This is a genomic window from Clostridium sp. YIM B02506, assembly GCF_022324845.1.
GTDB classification, from domain to species: Bacteria; Bacillota; Clostridia; order Clostridiales; family Clostridiaceae; genus Clostridium_T; species Clostridium_T intestinale.
This window is the reverse complement of record NZ_JAKGTG010000018.1, coordinates 34,397-51,925: the sequence shown is the minus strand read 5'-3', so window position 1 is coordinate 51,925 and position 17,529 is coordinate 34,397. Positions and strand designations below refer to the sequence as shown.

The 17,529-nt window shown below is 30.7% G+C and carries 15 protein-coding genes; all 15 read left to right on the top strand.

The window, feature by feature from the left end; genetic code table 11:
* The first annotated feature begins 19 nt into the window (after positions 1-19).
* Positions 20-1,489, top strand: a complete 1,470-nt coding sequence (locus L1S49_RS14080; RefSeq protein ID WP_238905566.1) for a VanW family protein — start codon at positions 20-22, stop codon at positions 1,487-1,489.
* A 227-nt stretch (positions 1,490-1,716) separates the two neighbouring features.
* Complete coding sequence (locus tag L1S49_RS14075) at positions 1,717-2,553, top strand: Cof-type HAD-IIB family hydrolase (protein WP_238905564.1); 837 nt, start codon at positions 1,717-1,719, stop codon at positions 2,551-2,553.
* A 37-nt stretch (positions 2,554-2,590) separates the two neighbouring features.
* On the top strand, positions 2,591-3,595 hold the full coding sequence (gene splB, locus L1S49_RS14070) for a spore photoproduct lyase (protein WP_238905563.1): 1,005 nt from the start codon (positions 2,591-2,593) through the stop codon (positions 3,593-3,595).
* Between the two features lie 112 nt (positions 3,596-3,707).
* The gene (locus tag L1S49_RS14065) at positions 3,708-4,169 is read left to right on the top strand and encodes a tRNA (cytidine(34)-2'-O)-methyltransferase (RefSeq protein ID WP_238905554.1); all 462 of its coding nucleotides are present in this window, start codon (positions 3,708-3,710) and stop codon (positions 4,167-4,169) included.
* Between the two features lie 70 nt (positions 4,170-4,239).
* On the top strand, positions 4,240-5,088 hold the full coding sequence (locus tag L1S49_RS14060; protein WP_238905552.1) for a DegV family protein: 849 nt from the start codon (positions 4,240-4,242) through the stop codon (positions 5,086-5,088).
* 110 nt (positions 5,089-5,198) lie between these two features.
* Positions 5,199-6,245, top strand: coding sequence for a BMP family ABC transporter substrate-binding protein (locus L1S49_RS14055; RefSeq protein ID WP_238905550.1), 1,047 nt, complete (start codon positions 5,199-5,201; stop codon positions 6,243-6,245).
* Positions 6,246-6,382: 137 nt separating this feature from the next.
* Complete coding sequence (gene rpoN, locus L1S49_RS14050) at positions 6,383-7,750, top strand: RNA polymerase factor sigma-54 (RefSeq protein WP_238905632.1); 1,368 nt, start codon at positions 6,383-6,385, stop codon at positions 7,748-7,750.
* Positions 7,751-7,931: 181 nt separating this feature from the next.
* Positions 7,932-8,966, top strand: coding sequence for a sugar-binding domain-containing protein (locus tag L1S49_RS14045; protein WP_238905548.1), 1,035 nt, complete (start codon positions 7,932-7,934; stop codon positions 8,964-8,966).
* An 89-nt stretch (positions 8,967-9,055) separates the two neighbouring features.
* Entirely contained in the window at positions 9,056-10,072 is a 1,017-nt protein-coding gene (gap, locus tag L1S49_RS14040) for a type I glyceraldehyde-3-phosphate dehydrogenase (RefSeq protein ID WP_238905546.1), read from the top strand.
* A 109-nt stretch (positions 10,073-10,181) separates the two neighbouring features.
* Complete coding sequence (locus L1S49_RS14035; protein ID WP_238905543.1) at positions 10,182-11,363, top strand: phosphoglycerate kinase; 1,182 nt, start codon at positions 10,182-10,184, stop codon at positions 11,361-11,363.
* A 23-nt stretch (positions 11,364-11,386) separates the two neighbouring features.
* Positions 11,387-12,133, top strand: coding sequence for a triose-phosphate isomerase (gene tpiA, locus L1S49_RS14030; protein WP_073020844.1), 747 nt, complete (start codon positions 11,387-11,389; stop codon positions 12,131-12,133).
* 153 nt (positions 12,134-12,286) lie between these two features.
* A complete protein-coding gene (gpmI, locus tag L1S49_RS14025; protein ID WP_238905541.1) occupies positions 12,287-13,822 on the top strand; it encodes a 2,3-bisphosphoglycerate-independent phosphoglycerate mutase in 1,536 nt (511 codons plus the stop codon).
* A 1,028-nt stretch (positions 13,823-14,850) separates the two neighbouring features.
* Positions 14,851-15,060, top strand: coding sequence for a FeoA family protein (locus L1S49_RS14020; RefSeq protein ID WP_021803039.1), 210 nt, complete (start codon positions 14,851-14,853; stop codon positions 15,058-15,060).
* A 36-nt stretch (positions 15,061-15,096) separates the two neighbouring features.
* Complete coding sequence (locus tag L1S49_RS14015) at positions 15,097-15,318, top strand: FeoA family protein (RefSeq protein ID WP_021803038.1); 222 nt, start codon at positions 15,097-15,099, stop codon at positions 15,316-15,318.
* Between the two features lie 59 nt (positions 15,319-15,377).
* A complete protein-coding gene (gene feoB, locus L1S49_RS14010) occupies positions 15,378-17,528 on the top strand; it encodes a ferrous iron transport protein B (RefSeq protein ID WP_238905540.1) in 2,151 nt (716 codons plus the stop codon).
* Position 17,529: the final 1 nt, after the last annotated feature.

Genomic DNA, 17,529 nt, shown 5'->3' with positions numbered 1-17,529 from the left:
GGGAGAAAGGAGAGATTAAATGGAGGAAAAGAAGAAAAAGAAAAGTTCTAAAAGTAAGGCAAGAAGAAATATACTTTTTACAGTAGCCACTGTAGTTATGTTAGGAGTTTTTGCTACCTCAGCATATGCTATAGCATCTAATAATAGGGTTAAACAGTGGGAAGATAAAATCTATCCTAATATTAAAGTTAATGGAGTTGATCTTTCAGGAAAAACTAAAGAAGAAGCAGTAGAAATGCTTAAAAATAGTTTTGAAGAAAAAATAAACTCCAAGAAAATAAATGTTAAAGTAAATGATAAGATTTTTACTTTAGGATACTCAGATATTAGTCCTGAATTTAATATAGAAGAAACAATAGATAAAGCTATTTCTATAGGTAAAGGTTCTAATTTTTTCAGTAAAAAATCTTGGATTGACGGCAAACACAATGAGGACTTATCATTAGAATTTAATTATGATGAAACCAAGTTAGAACCATTTAAAACTTCAATAAAAGATAGTGTTAAAACAGGATCAAAAAATGCATCAATATCTATAAGTAATGGGAAAATATCAATTACTCCAGAAGTTGATGGTACAAAAGTAAATGAAGATGAACTTAATAATAAGTTAAAAGATGTTATAGATGGAAGTATAGATAAAGATATAGAAATAGTAGTTGCTACAGAGATAGATAAACCTGCTATTACTAAAGATGAGCTATCGAAAATAAATTCTAAGATTTCAACTGCACAGACAAATTTTTCTAGTTCAACTTCAGAAAGAGCTTCTAATGTTGAACTAGCAACAAAGTTTTGTAATGGCAAGCTTTTAATGCCAGGAGAAGTATTTAGTTACAATGAGGTTGTAGGAGAAAGAAGTGCTGCTAGAGGATTTAAAAATGCAGCTGTTTTTGTAGGAGATAGAGTTGAACAAGATGTAGGTGGTGGGATATGTCAAGTATCTACGACCTTATATAGAGCTGCTATGGAGGCAAATTTAAAATCCACAGAGAGATATAATCACTCTATGCTTCCAGGTTATTCACTTCCAGGTCTTGATGCAACTGTAGCTTGGGGACTTTTAGATTATAAATTTAAAAATTCATATGATTTTCCTGTATATATTGAATCATATACATCTAACAGAAATGTAATATTTAATATATATGGAAGTAAAGAAGGTATGGCTGGAAAGACATATAAATTAATTGCCGAGACTACAGAAACTTTACAACCTACTGTCACAACAAAAGAGGATGCAACTTTAAACGAAGGAACAACTCAATGGGAGAAGAGTCCAGTAGTAGGTTATAGAGCAAAAAGTTACTTAATAACTTATGAAAATGGAAAAGAAATAAATAGAGAAACTGTTTCAACTGACAAATATACTAAGGTTGATGGAGTAGTTATAAAAGGTACTAAAAAGGCAGTACAAAATAAAGTACCTTCAACTGAAACTCCAGCAACTCAAAATACAAGTGAACAAAATCCTAATACACAACAATAAGAATAATAAACAATAAGAATAATAAACAAAAATAATAATAAACAAAAAAATCATCGGTTTAGAGCTGATGATTTTTTTGTTTTCTAAATGAGTATAATAAATTTGCACATTAAAAATATAAAAAATATTAATTTTATAATAAATTAAGTGGATAACATATGAATTAATTATTATAATTTTAATAATGATGTAAAAAAATATGGAGTTAATTAAGGGAGGATTAAATATTGGATTATAAACTTGTATGTATAGATATGGATGGAACGCTGTTAAATAGTAATAAAAAGGTGACAGAAGAAACTAAAAAGGTATTGCTAGAAGCAAGAGATAAAGGTGTGAAAATAGCTATTTCTACAGGAAGAATATATAATAATGCAGCTTTTTATTCTAAATACATTGGATTGAATTCTCCTGTAATAGCAGCTAATGGAGCTATTATAAAAGATGTCAATGATAAAGAGATTTATAAAGGTGTAATAGGGTATGAAACTTGTAAGAAAGTCTTAGAGGTTCTAAAAAAGTATAAAATGAAACCTAATTTCCACACTCATAATTCTATTTTTTGTGGTGGAATTTTAGAAAAATTATTTATATATTTATTTATAACAAGAGGAATACCATCAGATTATAAAGTTAAATTATATTCTGTAAAAGATAATGAATGGGATAAAGTATTGCTTGATAATCAGTCTGAAATTTTAAAGTGTATAAGTATACATACTAGCAAAGAGGTTGTTAAAAAGGTAAGAGAAGAGTTAAAGCAAATTAAAGGTATAGAAGTATCAAGTTCTAATATGCTTAATATAGAAATAAATGCTGAAGGTGTTTGTAAAGGAAAAGGTGTAGAAATTTTAGGCGAGAAGTTAGGTATAAAAAAAGAAGAGATAATAGCGATTGGCGATAATGAAAATGATTTAACAATGATAGAATATGCTGGATTAGGTGTAGCAATGGGAAATGCACCTCAATTTATAAAAGATAAGGCCGATTATATAACTTCTACTAACAACCAAGAAGGTGTATCAAAAGTTATAAGAAAATTTATATTAAAAGAAAATATATAATTCAATAGTAATACATACTACTACTGAGGTGATAAAAATGTTTATTCCAAGTAGAGTAATAATAGAAGAAAAGGCTCTAGAATATAAGCTAGGCGAGGAACTACTAAATAGATTTCGTAAAGAAGAGAAAGAAATAATAATATCAAAAGGACGAGTAAGTGGAATTCCCGGTAATACTCCTAGAGAAATGTATGTAGAAGGTAAAAGCACACTGGTAGTAGGAGTAAGGAAAATATTAGATTTTCAAAGTTGTAAGCCTTCCGCTCATTATCAATTACCATTAGTAAGTGGGTGTATGGGAATGTGTGAGTATTGTTATTTAAATACTCAATTAGGTAAAAGACCATATACAAAAATTCATGTAAATTTAGATGAGATCTTTGGAAAAGCATTAAAGTATGTTGAAGACAGGAAACCAGAGGTAACAATATTTGAAGGAGCAGCAACATCTGATCCAATACCTGTAGAACAATATACTGGAGCTTTAGAGAAGGCTATAGAGTTATTTGGAAGTAACGAATACACTAAGTTTAGATTTGTAACTAAATATGGAGATGTTGACTCTTTGCTTAACCTAAAACATAATGGGAGAACTACTATAAGATTCTCAATAAATACAGATAACATTATTATAAAGTTTGAACATAAAACAAATGGAATAAATGAAAGAATAGAAGGAGCCTATAAAATTGCAAAGGCAAACTATCCGTTAGGATTTATTATAGCGCCTGTGTTTCTTTATGATAATTGGCAAGATGATTATAAAGAACTTATAAACAGAATTGGGGAATTATTTAAAGGCTATCAAGTGAATTTTGAAATAATATCTCATAGATTCACAAAAAGAGCAAAAGAAAATATTTTAAGCGTTTACCCAAAAAGCTTGCTTCCTATGGATGAAGAAATAAGAAAATTTAAATATGGACAATTTGGATATGGTAAATATGTTTATTCTAATGAAGAAATAAATAATATGAAAAGTTTCTTTTATGAAAATATTACGAAATATTTTGATGAGAAAAATATAAATTATATAATTTAGTGTTTTGACTAATATATTTCTATAGTGTAATATAAATTTAAGATGGATTAGCTTTACCATCTTATTTTCTTGAATAATAAAATTTTATTATTCAAAATGGAGGGACAAAAGAGTGAATCTTAACATAGTTTTGTATCAACCTGAAATACCGCAAAATACAGGAAATATAGCTAGAACTTGCGTACTTACTAATTCTAAATTACACTTAATAAAACCTATGGGCTTTTCTATAGATGAGAAAAGTGTAAGGCGGGCAGGATTAGACTATTGGAAAGATCTTGATTTAGAAGTGCATGAAGGTTTTGAAGACTTTATGGCTAAGTATGGACATAATACTATATATTTATCATCTACACATGCAGATAAGTATTATAATGAAATAAAGTTTCAAGCTGGAGATTTTATTATGTTTGGAAGGGAATCATCAGGGGTTCCTAAGGAGGTTCATGAAAGAGTACAAGGTATGAGAGTGCCTATGATAAATACTAGCACTAGAAGTCTTAATTTATCTAATACAGTTTGCGTAATAGCATATGAAGCATTAAAACAGTTGGACTTTCCTCAGATGAAGTAAATTTCTTTTTGGAATTATAGATATTTATTTTGTAGAGTAATATATTAAGATGAGTGAGGGAGAGTAAATTATGAATAAAATAAAAATAGTTACTGATTCGACGGCGGATTTGCCTAATAATATTATTTTAGAGAAGAGTATTGAGTCATTGCCATTATTAATAAATTTTGGGGAAGAAAGTTATTTAGATGGAACTGAAATTACTAGAAATGTTTTATTCCAAAAAATAAGAGAAGGGAATGTATTTCCTACTACAGCTCAAGTTACACCTCAAAGATTTTATGAAACATATAAGAAGTTATTAGAAGATGGTTATAAAATTATATCTATTCATTTATCTTCAGATATGAGTGGGACTTATCAATCAGCATGTATTGCAAAAGAAATGCTAGATAGTAAAGATATAGTTGTAATAGACTCTAGGAATGTTACGGCAGGACTAGGATTATTAGTTTTAAAAGCTGCAGAATTAGTTGAACAAGGATTAGAAATACAAGATATAAAAAATGAAATTGAAAGAAGAATACCTCACGTAAGAAGTTCTTTAGCTTTTGAATCTTTAGAATATCTAGTTAAAGGTGGACGTTTATCTAAAACAGCAGGGACTATAGGAAGTGTTTTAGGTATTAAACTTATATTAGAAGTTAAAGACGGTAAAATGGCTGTTAAGGATAAGGTTAGAGGAAGTAAAAAGGCAGTTAAAATAATTCTTGAAGAGTTAGAAGAATACGGATATGAGTCTGGGGAACCAGTTATGATTTTAGATGCGGAAAATAAAGAGATTTACGGAGCGCTTAAAGAGAAGCTAATAGAGAAAAATATTAATTTTGTAGAAGCTGAGGTAGGATGTACAGTTGGTATACATTCTGGACCAGGAGCTGCAGGAATATTTTTCATTCCAAGAGGAAGTATTAATTAAAGAAAAGACTACTTAGATTAAATTGACTCTAAGTAGTCTTTTCCTTAACTATGATTTAAAAATAATTTAATATTTTTCGGATAAACTAACTCTAAAGGAGGTTTGGTTTAATGAAAAATAGGCGGTTAAGTTATTTTATAATTATAATTTTGATTTCTAGTAATTTATGTTCTTGCAATATAATTGAAAATACTTTTCTTCGAAAAACTACTAAAGTAGGCTTCTTATCAGATAAGGGAGTATTTAAAGAAAATAATTTTAATGAACAATCCTATAAAGGTGTATTAGAAGCGGTTCAGGATTTTAATATAAAAAGTGTATCAGTAGAAAATGATAGTAAAGAAACCATAGAAAAAAACTTAAGAAAACTTGCTAATAAGACTGATTTAATTATAGTAACAGGAGAAGACATGAACGTGGCATTAAATAAAATCTCAAAAGACTTCTCTGACAAGATTTTTGCAATAATTGATGGGAAAAGTGACAACGAAAATGTTAAAAGTGTAAAATTTAAAGAGCAAGAAGGTGCCTTTCTTGTAGGTGTATTAGCTGGAAGACTTACAAAAAGTAATAAGGTTGGTTTTATAGGTGGAGATATGGATGATGTTTTAGAAAGGTTTTATACAGGATATGCAGCTGGAGTAAATAACGTAAATAAAATTGCCTCAGAATCTTTATTAAATGGAGAAACCGCAAGATATACAATGGATTTTAAGGATAAAGATAAAGCCTATAATATAGCTAAAGAACTTTATGAAGATGGATGCGATATAATTTTTCAAGCAGTAGGAGAAGCAGGTGAAGGCGTTTTTAAAGCTGCAATGGAAGAAAATAAATATGTTATAGGAGTAGATCAGGATCAAGCAGAAATATATAAGGAATATAGTTCAGTAATAATGTCATCTATGATAAAAAGAGTAGATAAGGCTACCTATGAAGTGTGCAAGGAAGTAGCAACTGGGACTTTTAAAAGTGGTAAAAACTACATCACAACTTTAGGGCTAAAAGATGGATATATAGATATTGCACCTTCAACAGAACAAAAGATTTCAAAAAACTTAATGAATGAAATAAATGATTATAAAAATAAGATAATAGAAGAAAAATTTATAGTACCTGAGAAGACGATACAAATTAAAGAATATTTAATAAAATAATAAAAATGAGCAAATAAATTCCATTTACTGCAAACCTTTTATTAAAATTAATAATATTGTTGTCGTAGGTTGATTTTTTATAGTAATAACAGTTAAAATAGTTAATATATAAAGGAATTAAGGGTGATGGAATGAATATGAATTTTAATATGACTCTAACACAAGAGCAAAAGCTTATTATGACACAGCAGATGCAACTTTCAATTAAGCTCTTACAGATGTCATCAAATGAATTATTAGAGTATATAAATAAAGAATTTGCAGAAAACCCAGTTATTGAAACCAATTATGAAAAGGATTTAGACGAAGTAAAAATACAGGATAGATATGATTATAAAGAAATGATAAAATACTTTGAGTCAGATAACTACGGATCCCAAAGTTATGGTAGCTATGATGAAGACGAGGTGTCACCTTTTACATTCATATCAGCTCAAAAGTCATTAAAGGACTTTTTAATTGAGCAGATTATAGACTTAAACATAGATGAATTTCATAAGAGTCTATGTATTTATATAGCAGAGAGTTTAGATAATAAAGGGTATTTAGATATTTCTACACAAGACATAAGTAAGGAATTAAAAGTTCCATTAGATACTGTTGAAAAGGCTTTAAAAACTCTACAATCTTTAGAACCAGATGGAATAGGAGCTAGAGATTTAAAAGAATGTTTAACAATACAATTAGAGAAGCAATATTTTGATGATGAAAATCTTTTTGAAATAATAGAAAATCATTTAGAAGACATTGCAGATAATAGATATAATCAAATAGCTAAAGCTTTGAATATTACGCCTAAAGAAGCTCAAGAATATGGGGACATTATAAAAGAATTAGAACCTAAACCATCAAGAGGATTTTATACAGGGGATGATGTAAAGTTTATAATTCCTGATGCTACAATAAGAAAGATTGATGGAGAATATTTTATACTTATGAATGATGACGTTTTACCTAAGTTATCAATAAATTCTATGTATAAAGAAATATTAAACAATTCTAAGGATGCATTTGCAACAGACTACGTAAAACAAAAAATAAATGGTGCAATGTTTTTGATAAAAAGTATAGAGCAAAGAAAAAGCACATTATATAGAGTTTTAGAGAAAATTTTAGAGAAGCAAATGGATTACTTTGAAAAGGGAGAAAGTTACCTAAAACCAATGACATTAAAGGAAATAGCTGAGGAATTAGGTATTCATGAATCAACAGTTAGTAGAGCTATAAAAGAAAAATTTATTTTAACATACAGAGGAACAGTTAAAATAAAAAACCTATTTACTACAGGGCTAACAGTAACAGATGGTGGAGAAGACACAAACATATTAAACATTAAAAATGAAATAAAAAGTCTTGTAGATAAAGAAAATAAAGAAAAACCTATATCTGATCAAGTTATTTGTAATGAACTTAATAACAAAGGGTATAATATATCTAGAAGAACCGTTGCAAAATACAGAGAAGAAATGGGAATTAAATCATCAAGTAAAAGAAAAAGATTTTAAAATAAATAGCAATAAAATACTATAGAGATATAATATTTTATTGCTATTTGAGTAATAATAATAATTTTTTAGAAAAATTTTCACAAAATCTCTTTCAAATTTAATTATAGTGTTTTATAATAATAGATGTGGGACATAAAAGTTTCAAGTGGGACATAGGCGTACCAAAGGAGTGTTGGAATTGCAAAACATTTTAAAGTTACTTAAAAGTATTGTCCCTGAATTAGTTGAAGTTCTAGAAAAAAGGTACAATATATTAAGAACTATATATTACTATCAGCCTATAGGGCGTAGAATTTTAGCCAACAAGCTAAATTTAAGTGAAAGAATAGTTAGGACAGAAGTGAATTTTTTAAAGGCACAAAATCTTATCCAGATAAACACTCCCGGAATGAGCGTTACAGTTGAGGGAGAAACAGTAGTGGAAGAGCTAAAAGATTTTCTCCATGAAATTAAAGGCTTAGCTGAACTAGAGGATGAGATATGTAAGATTCTTAAGCTTAAAAAAGTCATCATTGTCCCAGGTGATATAGAAGCAGATGCTTCTATAATTAAAGAATTAGGTAAAGCAGCAGCTAACTACGCAAGAGAAATAATAACAAATAAAGACGTAGTAGCCATAACTGGAGGAAGTACAATAAAGGAAGTTGTACATAACTTCCCAAAAGTAAACAATCTAAGTGATGTCTTAGTAGTTCCAGCAAGAGGTGGAATGGGTAAAAAAGTTGAAACTCAAGCTAATACCTTAGCAGCGGAACTAGCACACAAACTAAACGGAAGCTATAAAATGCTTCATATTCCAGAGAATATTAGTGGAAATGCTTTAGATACTTTACTTAAAGAAAAAGAAATAAAAGACATTATTCAAAACATTCATAAAGCTGACGTTCTTATATATGGAATAGGAATAGCAGATGAAATGGCTGAAAAAAGAGGTTTATCAGAAAAGGATAAACAAAAATTAAAATCATTAGAAGCAGTAGGCGAAGCTTTTGGATGTTACTTTAATAAAGAAGGTGAAGTAGTTTTTGTATCTAATTCTATAGGTATAAATTACGATGTTGCCAAAAAGATAAAAACTCATATTTCAGTAGCTGGTGGAAATAATAAAGTTGAAGCAATACTTGCTACAGAGAATTGTAATGAATATGGGGTATTAGTAACAGATGAAGGTGCAGCGTTAGGACTGCTTGAATATTTTAGAGCTAATGAATAATACTCACTTAGCTTAAGCAAACTTAAATGGTATAAAATATTTTTTATAAATATTTTAAATAAATCTATATCTTTTAGGAGGAAATTTCAATGGCAAATGTTAAAGTAGCAATTAATGGATTTGGTCGTATTGGACGTCTTGCGTTCAGACAAATGTTCGGAGCAGAGGGATATGATGTTGTTGCAATCAACGACTTAACTGATCCTAAAATGTTAGCACACTTATTAAAATATGACTCATCTCAAGGTAGATACGAAGGAACAGTAGAAGCTAAAGAATCTTCTATCGTTGTAAATGGAAAAGAAATCGAAATATATGCAAAAGCTGATGCTTCTACACTTCCATGGGGAGAATTAGGAGTAGACGTAGTTCTTGAATGTACTGGATTCTATGTATCTAAAGCAAAATCTCAAGCACACTTAACTGCAGGTGCTAAGAAAGTTGTTATTTCAGCTCCAGCTGGTAATGACCTTCCAACAGTTGTATACAATGTAAACCATGATATATTAACTGCAGAAGATAACATAATTTCTGCTGCTTCATGTACAACTAACTGCTTAGCTCCAATGGCTAAAGCACTTAACGAATATGCAGAAATCCAAAGTGGTATAATGTCAACAATCCACGCTTACACTGGAGACCAAATGTTATTAGATGGTCCACACAGAGGCGGAGATTTCAGACGTGCTAGAGCTGGAGCTGTAAATATAGTTCCTAACTCAACTGGTGCTGCAAAAGCAATCGGATTAGTTATTCCAGAATTAAACGGAAAATTAATCGGTTCAGCACAAAGAGTTCCAGTTCCAACTGGTTCTACAACAATCTTAATATCAGTTGTTAAAGGAAAAGATGTTACAGTTGAAGGAATTAACGCTGCTATGAAAGCTGCTACAACTGAATCTTTCGGATACACTGAAGATCAATTAGTATCTTCTGATATAATCGGAATCAAATTTGGATCATTATTTGATGCAACTCAAACAATGGTTTCAAAAATTGGAGAAGATTTATATCAAGTTCAAACAGTTGCTTGGTATGACAACGAAAATTCATACACTAGCCAAATGGTTAGAACTATAAAACATTTCGCTAACTTCTTAAAATAATTTAAGTATTTAGTTTTAAGTTTTTAAAGTTAAAAATAAGTCTGGTTTTGTAGTATAAGGCTATAAACCAGACTGTTTTAAAATAAAGAATTATTATGAGGTGAAAAGAATGAGTTTTAATAAGAAAACTATTGAAGATATCCAAGTTAAAGGTAAAAGAGTATTAGTAAGATGCGATTTTAACGTTCCACTAAAAGATGGCGTTATAACTGATGAAAATAGATTAGTTGGAGCACTACCAACAATAAAATATTTAATAGAAAATGGTGCAAAAGTTATTCTTTGCTCACATTTAGGAAAAGACGCTTCTAAATCATTAGCACCAGTTGCTGTAAGATTAAGCGAAATGTTAGGAAAAGAAGTAGTATTTGCAAGAGATGAAGAAGTAGTAGGAGAAAATGCTAAAGCTGCTGTTGCAAAAATGAATGAAGGAGACGTTGTTCTTCTTGAAAACACAAGATGCAGAAAAGAAGAAACTAAAAACGTTGAAACTTTCTCAAAAGAATTAGCTTCATTAGCTGACGTATTTGTAAATGATGCATTCGGAACTGCACATAGAGCTCACTGTTCAACTGTTGGAGTTACTGAATTTGTACCAGTTTCAGCTTGTGGATACTTAATTCAAAAAGAATTAAAATTCTTAGGAGAAACTGTAAACTCTCCAGTTAGACCTTTTGTTGCTATATTAGGTGGAGCTAAAGTTTCAGATAAGATAGCTGTTATTAACAATCTTTTAGATAAAGTTAATACATTAATAATCGGTGGAGGAATGGCATATACATTCTTAAAAGCTCAAGGATATGAAATCGGAACATCTTTAGTAGAAGTTGATAGAGTTGAATATGCTAAAGAAATGATAGATAAAGCTGCTGCTAAGGGAGTTAATCTATTATTACCAGTAGACAACGTAGTTGCAGATAAATTCTCAGCAGATGCTACACCAGTAGTAACTGAAAATCAAAATATTCCAGAAGGACATATGGGATTAGATATCGGACCTAAGACTGCAGCAATATATGCTGATGCTGTTAGAGAAGCTAAAACAGTTATCTGGAATGGACCAATGGGAGTTTTTGAATTTGAAAACTTTGCAAAAGGTACAGTTGAAGTAGCTAAAGCTATGGCTGAATCAGATGCTACAACAGTTATAGGTGGAGGAGACTCAGCTGCTGCTGTAAATATATTAGGATTCGGAGATAAGATGACTCACATATCTACAGGTGGTGGAGCTTCATTAGAATTCTTAGAAGGTAAAGAATTACCAGGAATAGTTGCTTTAAACGATAAATAATTAAATATTTAGAGGTGAATAGAATGAGAAAAGCTATAATAGCAGGAAACTGGAAAATGCACTACACTCCAGCTGAGGCTGTAAAAGTTGTAGAAGAATTAAAACCATTAGTAAAGGATGCTACTTGTGATGTAGTAATCTGCCCAACTTTTGTTTGCTTAGATGCTGTATTAAAAGCAGTAGAAGGTTCAAACATCAAAGTTGCTGCACAAAATATGCACTTTGAAGAAAAAGGAGCATTCACAGGAGAAATAGCTCCAGGAATGCTAGAAGCTATGGGAGTTAGCTATGTTGTTTTAGGACACAGCGAAAGAAGAGAATACTTCAATGAAACTGATGAAGCTTTAAACAAAAAAGTTAAAGCTGCATTTGCTCACAACTTAACTCCAATTCTTTGTTGTGGAGAAACTTTAGAACAAAGAGAAAATGGAACAACTAATGCAGTAGTTGGAGCTCAAATAAAAGCTGACTTAGAAGGTTTATCAGCTGATTTAGCAGAAAAAGTTGTTATAGCTTACGAGCCAATCTGGGCTATAGGAACTGGTAAAACTGCTACAGATGAACAAGCAAACGAAACAATAAGTGCTGTAAGAGGCGTTGTTGCTGAAATGTTTGGAAAAGAAATTGCTGATAAAGTTAGAATACAATACGGTGGATCCGTTAAACCAAATACAATAAAAGCTCAAATGGCTCAATCAGATATAGATGGTGCTTTAGTAGGTGGAGCTAGTTTAGTAGCTACAGATTTTGCAGCAATAGTAAACTACTAATCTGCAAATGAAAATAACAATGGCGACAATCAATCTTATAAGAGTGGTTGTTGCTATTGTTTTTTTAATATCAGTAGAATATAATTAATTTAGAAAAAATAAAGAGAATATTTGTTTCTTTTTATAATAATAAGTACTATTTTGGAGGTAGTTATGGCAAAGAAACCTGTTTTATTAATGATATTAGATGGTTTTGGAATCGCACCAAAGTCAGATGGAAATGCTGTTGAGATTGCTAATAAACCAAATTATGATAGATTGTTTAGCAAATATCCACATACTACTATACAAGCATCAGGATTAGATGTTGGGCTTCCTAGTGGACAAATGGGAAATTCAGAAGTTGGACATTTAAATATTGGTGCTGGAAGAATAATTTATCAAGAATTAACAAGAATAACAAAAGAAATAGAAGAAGGTAACTTATTCAAAAATGAAGCTTTATTAAAAGCAGTAGAAAATGCTAAGAAAAATGATTCTGCATTACATCTTTTAGGATTATTATCTGATGGTGGAGTTCATTCACATATAGATCATTTAAAAGGTCTTTTAAAATTAGCTAAAGATAATGGATTAACAAAAGTTTACCTACATGGATTTATGGATGGTAGAGATGTACCTCCATCATCAGGAAAAGGCTTTGTTGAAGAAATAGAAAGCTACATGAAAGAAAACTCTATTGGTAAAATAGCTACAATAAGCGGTAGATATTATGCTATGGATAGAGATAACAGATGGGAAAGAGTTCAATTAGCTTATGATGCTATGGTTAACGGTAAAGGTGAAACTGCAAAATCAGCAGTAGAAGCTATGGAAAACTCATATCATGATAACAAAACTGATGAATTTGTTTTACCAACTGTTGTATTAGAAGATGGACACCCAACAGCTACTATAAAAAATGGAGACTCAGTTATATTCTTTAACTTTAGACCAGATAGAGCTAGAGAAATAACTAGAGCTATAAATGATAAACAATTTGATGGATTCCAAAGAGAAACATTAGACCTAACATTTGTAACTATGACTCAATATGATAAAACTCTTGAAGGTGTAGATGTTGCATATAGAGCTGATGGAATTAATAACACATTAGGTGAATATGTAAGCAATAAAGGATTAAATCAATTAAGAATTGCAGAGACTGAAAAGTATGCACACGTAACATTCTTCTTTAATGGTGGAGTAGAAAAGCCATATGAAGGTGAAGATAGAGCTCTTATTGCATCACCTAAAGTTGCAACTTATGATTTAAAACCAGAAATGAGTGCTTATGAAGTAACAGATGAATTACTTAATAGATTAGATACTGATAAATATGATATGGTAATTCTAAACTTTGCTAATCCAGATATGGTAGGTCATACAGGGGTAATAGCAGCTGCTGAAAAAGCTGTTGAAACTGTAGATACATGCCTAGGTAAAATTGTTGATAAAGTTTTATCTAAAGATGGAACTGTATTTATAACTGCTGACCATGGAAACTCAGAAAAGATGATAGACTTTTCAACAGGAACACCATATACAGCACACACAACAAATCCAGTACCATACCTTTGGGTAAGCAATGAGTCAGAAGGAAAAGAGCTTAGAGAAGGCGGAAGACTTTCAGATATAGCTCCAACTATCCTTCAAGCAATGGGATTAGAAAAACCTTCAGAAATGACTGGAACAAGTTTAATAAAATAATATACAAAAAAGCCATTACGATTTAAAGTGATGGCTTTTTTTATTTTTAATCTCCCATCTAATCTCACTAACCTAATTTAATAAAAGCAGCACCATATATAATATTTAAATACTAGGAATATTGCTACCATACTAATGAAAAAAATAAAAATTTAAGTTGAAAATGAATAAAGAGTAGGCAGAAAAAGTAGACTACCTATTGAATGTCTGAATGTCTGAATGTCTGAATGTCTGAATGTCTGAATGTCTGAATGTCTGAATGTCTGAATGTCTGAATGTCGCAATATCCTAATGTCACAATAGCATAATATCTTAATATCGCAATATCATAATGTCATAATATCTTAATGTCGTAATAGCGCAATATCGTAATTTATTATGTTGAAGTTAAAAGGGATTTAACGAGACTTGCACCGCTATTTGGTAGAAGCGCTCCACAGCTTCAGTCTACTCCTTAGACTAAATAAAAATGAATCTAATGAAGCTCTTGAAAAGAAGAGCTTCTACAGGGCAGAGGGGCGTAATGTCGCAATAGCATAATATCGCAATGTCCTAATGTCACAATATCATAATGTCGCTATGTCTTAATATCGTAATAGCACTATATACTAATATCATAATAGCACAATGTATTATGCTGAAGTTAAAAGGAATCTAATGAAGTTCTTGAAAGGAAGAGCTTCTACGGGATATATGTTAAAGGAATTTAATGAGGCTTGGGAAGAAGCCTCTACAGGATATATGTGCACTCCTAATCGGTAGGCGTGATCCTCAGCGCCAGTCTAATCCTTAGACTAAATAAAAATGAATCTAATGGAGCTTGAGAAGAAGCTCCTACAGGATATATGTGTGTAAATGTATACTTAAGAAAAAGTAGGATATTAATAATAAAAATGTTAAAAAATATACTAAAAGATATTGAAAATTATTATCTATAGGTGTATTATTTAATCATTGAAAAGAATTTTCATTTGCATATAGATAAAAGGCTATGGATATTTATTTTAAATGAAAAGGGAGTGAACGGTATGCCAATTACAATGATAAAAGTAGGCGAAACAAATATTATAAAGAGAATCACAGGTAATGATGAGACTAGACGTCATCTAGAACATCTTGGTTTTGTTATAGGGGGAAATGTAACAGTGGTTAACGAGATGGCTGGAGATTTAATTGTTAATGTAAAAGATGCTCGTATAGCATTAAGTAAGTCTATGGCAAACAGAATAATGGTGTAATAAGTAGAATGTTTATATAGAAAGGGGATATATAATATGAAGACATTAAAAGATGTTAAGTGTGGTGAATCTGTTAAGGTTGTTAAACTACATGGACAAGGCGCTATTAAGAGACGATTTATGGACATGGGTATTACTAAAGGAACTGAGGTTTATATAAGAAAAGTAGCTCCGCTTGGAGATCCTGTAGAAATTAATGTAAGAGGATATGAGCTTAGTTTAAGAAAAGAAGATGCATTAATGATTGAAGTAGATTAAGGACGCTAATTTTTAGTAATATATAAACTTTAAAGAATATACCAATAGGAGGGATATAAATGTCAATTAAAATTGCTCTTGCCGGAAATCCTAACAGTGGTAAAACCACAATGTTTAATAGTTTAACCGGTAGTTCACAACACGTAGGTAACTGGCCTGGGGTAACTGTAGAAAAAAAAGAAGGTAAACTTAAAGGATATAAAGATATAATTATACAAGATTTACCTGGAATATATTCGCTTTCACCTTATACTTTAGAGGAAGTTGTTTCGAGAGAATATTTAGTTAATGAAAAACCAGACGCTATTATAAATATTATTGATGGTACTAATATAGAAAGAAATTTATACTTAACTACACAACTTAAAGAAATAGGTTTACCTATGGTTGTGGCAGTAAATATGATTGATGTCGTTAGAAAAAATGGCGACACTATAGACATAAAAAAATTAAGCCAAGCTCTTGGCTGTGAAGTTATTGAAGCATCAGCTTTAAAAGGTATAGGATCAAAAGAAGTAGCAGAGAAAGCTATAGAACTTGCTAAAGCTAAAAAAACTACTCAAGTTGTTCATAAATTCTCAAAAGATGTTGAAAGTTCAATAGAACAAATAGCTGAAATTATAAAAGTCCCATTAAATAATGAAAATGTTCATTGGACTGCTATAAAATTATTTGAGAGAGATGAAAAAGTTAAAGAAAAAGTAGTACTTTCAAGTGAAGTTAAAAATAAAATCGAAGAGATTATAACAGCTTGTGAAGCTAAACTTGATGATGATAGTGAAAGTATTATAACTAGTGAGAGATATGATTATATAACTGAGGTTATAAAACAATCAGTTAATAAGAAAAATAAAACTAATCAAACAACTTCGGATAAAATTGATAAAATTGTAACAAATAGATGGCTTGCTTTACCTATATTTGCATTAGTAATGTTTGGAGTTTATTACGTATCTATATCTACGGTGGGAACATTAGCTACTGATTGGGTTAATGATGTATTGTTTGGAGATATTATACCAACAGCAGTAGGAAACTTCTTAACTTCAATTGGAACAGCGGAGTGGCTTAACTCATTAATATTAGATGGTATAATAGGTGGAGTTGGAGCTGTATTAGGTTTCGTACCTCAAATGATGGTACTATTTTTATGCCTAGCTATAGTAGAAGATTGTGGATATATGGCACGTATAGCTTTTATAATGGATCGTATATTTAAGAAGTTTGGACTATCAGGTAAATCATTTATTCCAATACTTATTGGTACAGGTTGTGGTGTTCCAGGGATTATGGCATCACGTACAATTGAAAATGAAAAAGATAGAAGAATGACAATAATGACAACTACATTTATTCCATGTAGTGCTAAATTACCTATAATAGCTCTTATAGCAGGAGCTTTATTCCCAGAATCAACTTGGGTTGGACCATCTGCTTATTTCTTAGGAATAGGAGCAATAATCACATCAGGTATTATGCTTAAGAAAACAAAACTTTTTGTTGGAGATCCAGCACCATTTGTTATGGAACTTCCTGCATATCATGTACCTGGAATTAAGAATCTTCTTCTTCATACATGGGACAGATCAAAGGCATTTATTAAGAAGGCAACTACTGTAATACTTCTTGCAACTGTTGGTGTATGGTTCTTAAGCTCATTTAGCTGGAGCATGGAAATGGTTGATACTACTGATTCTATACTTGCTAGTATAGGACGTGTTATAGCACCTATATTTGCACCACTTGGATGGGGTGAATGGCAAGCAGCTGTAGCAACATTTACTGGATTAATAGCAAAAGAAAATGTAGTAGGAACATTTGGTATTCTTTATGGATTTGCTGAAGTTGCTGAAGATGGTGCAGAGGTTTGGGGTAATCTTCAAGCTGCATTTACACCACTTGCTGCATACTCATTCCTTGTATTTAACTTAATTTGTGCTCCATGTTTTGCAGCTATAGGTGCCTTACGTGGTGAAATGAAATCAGGAAAGTGGACAGCATTTGCTCTTAGCTATCAAACAATATTTGCATATGTACTTGCATTAATTGTATTCCAAGTAGGATCATTTATTTCAGGTGGAAGCTTTGGAATAGGAACTGCTGTAGGATTTGTATTAATTGCAGGAATAATATATTTATTATTTAGAAAACCAAGTAAAGTTTCTTCAAAAATTATTGAAGGATCAATAGAAAAAAAGGCGGCGATGTAAT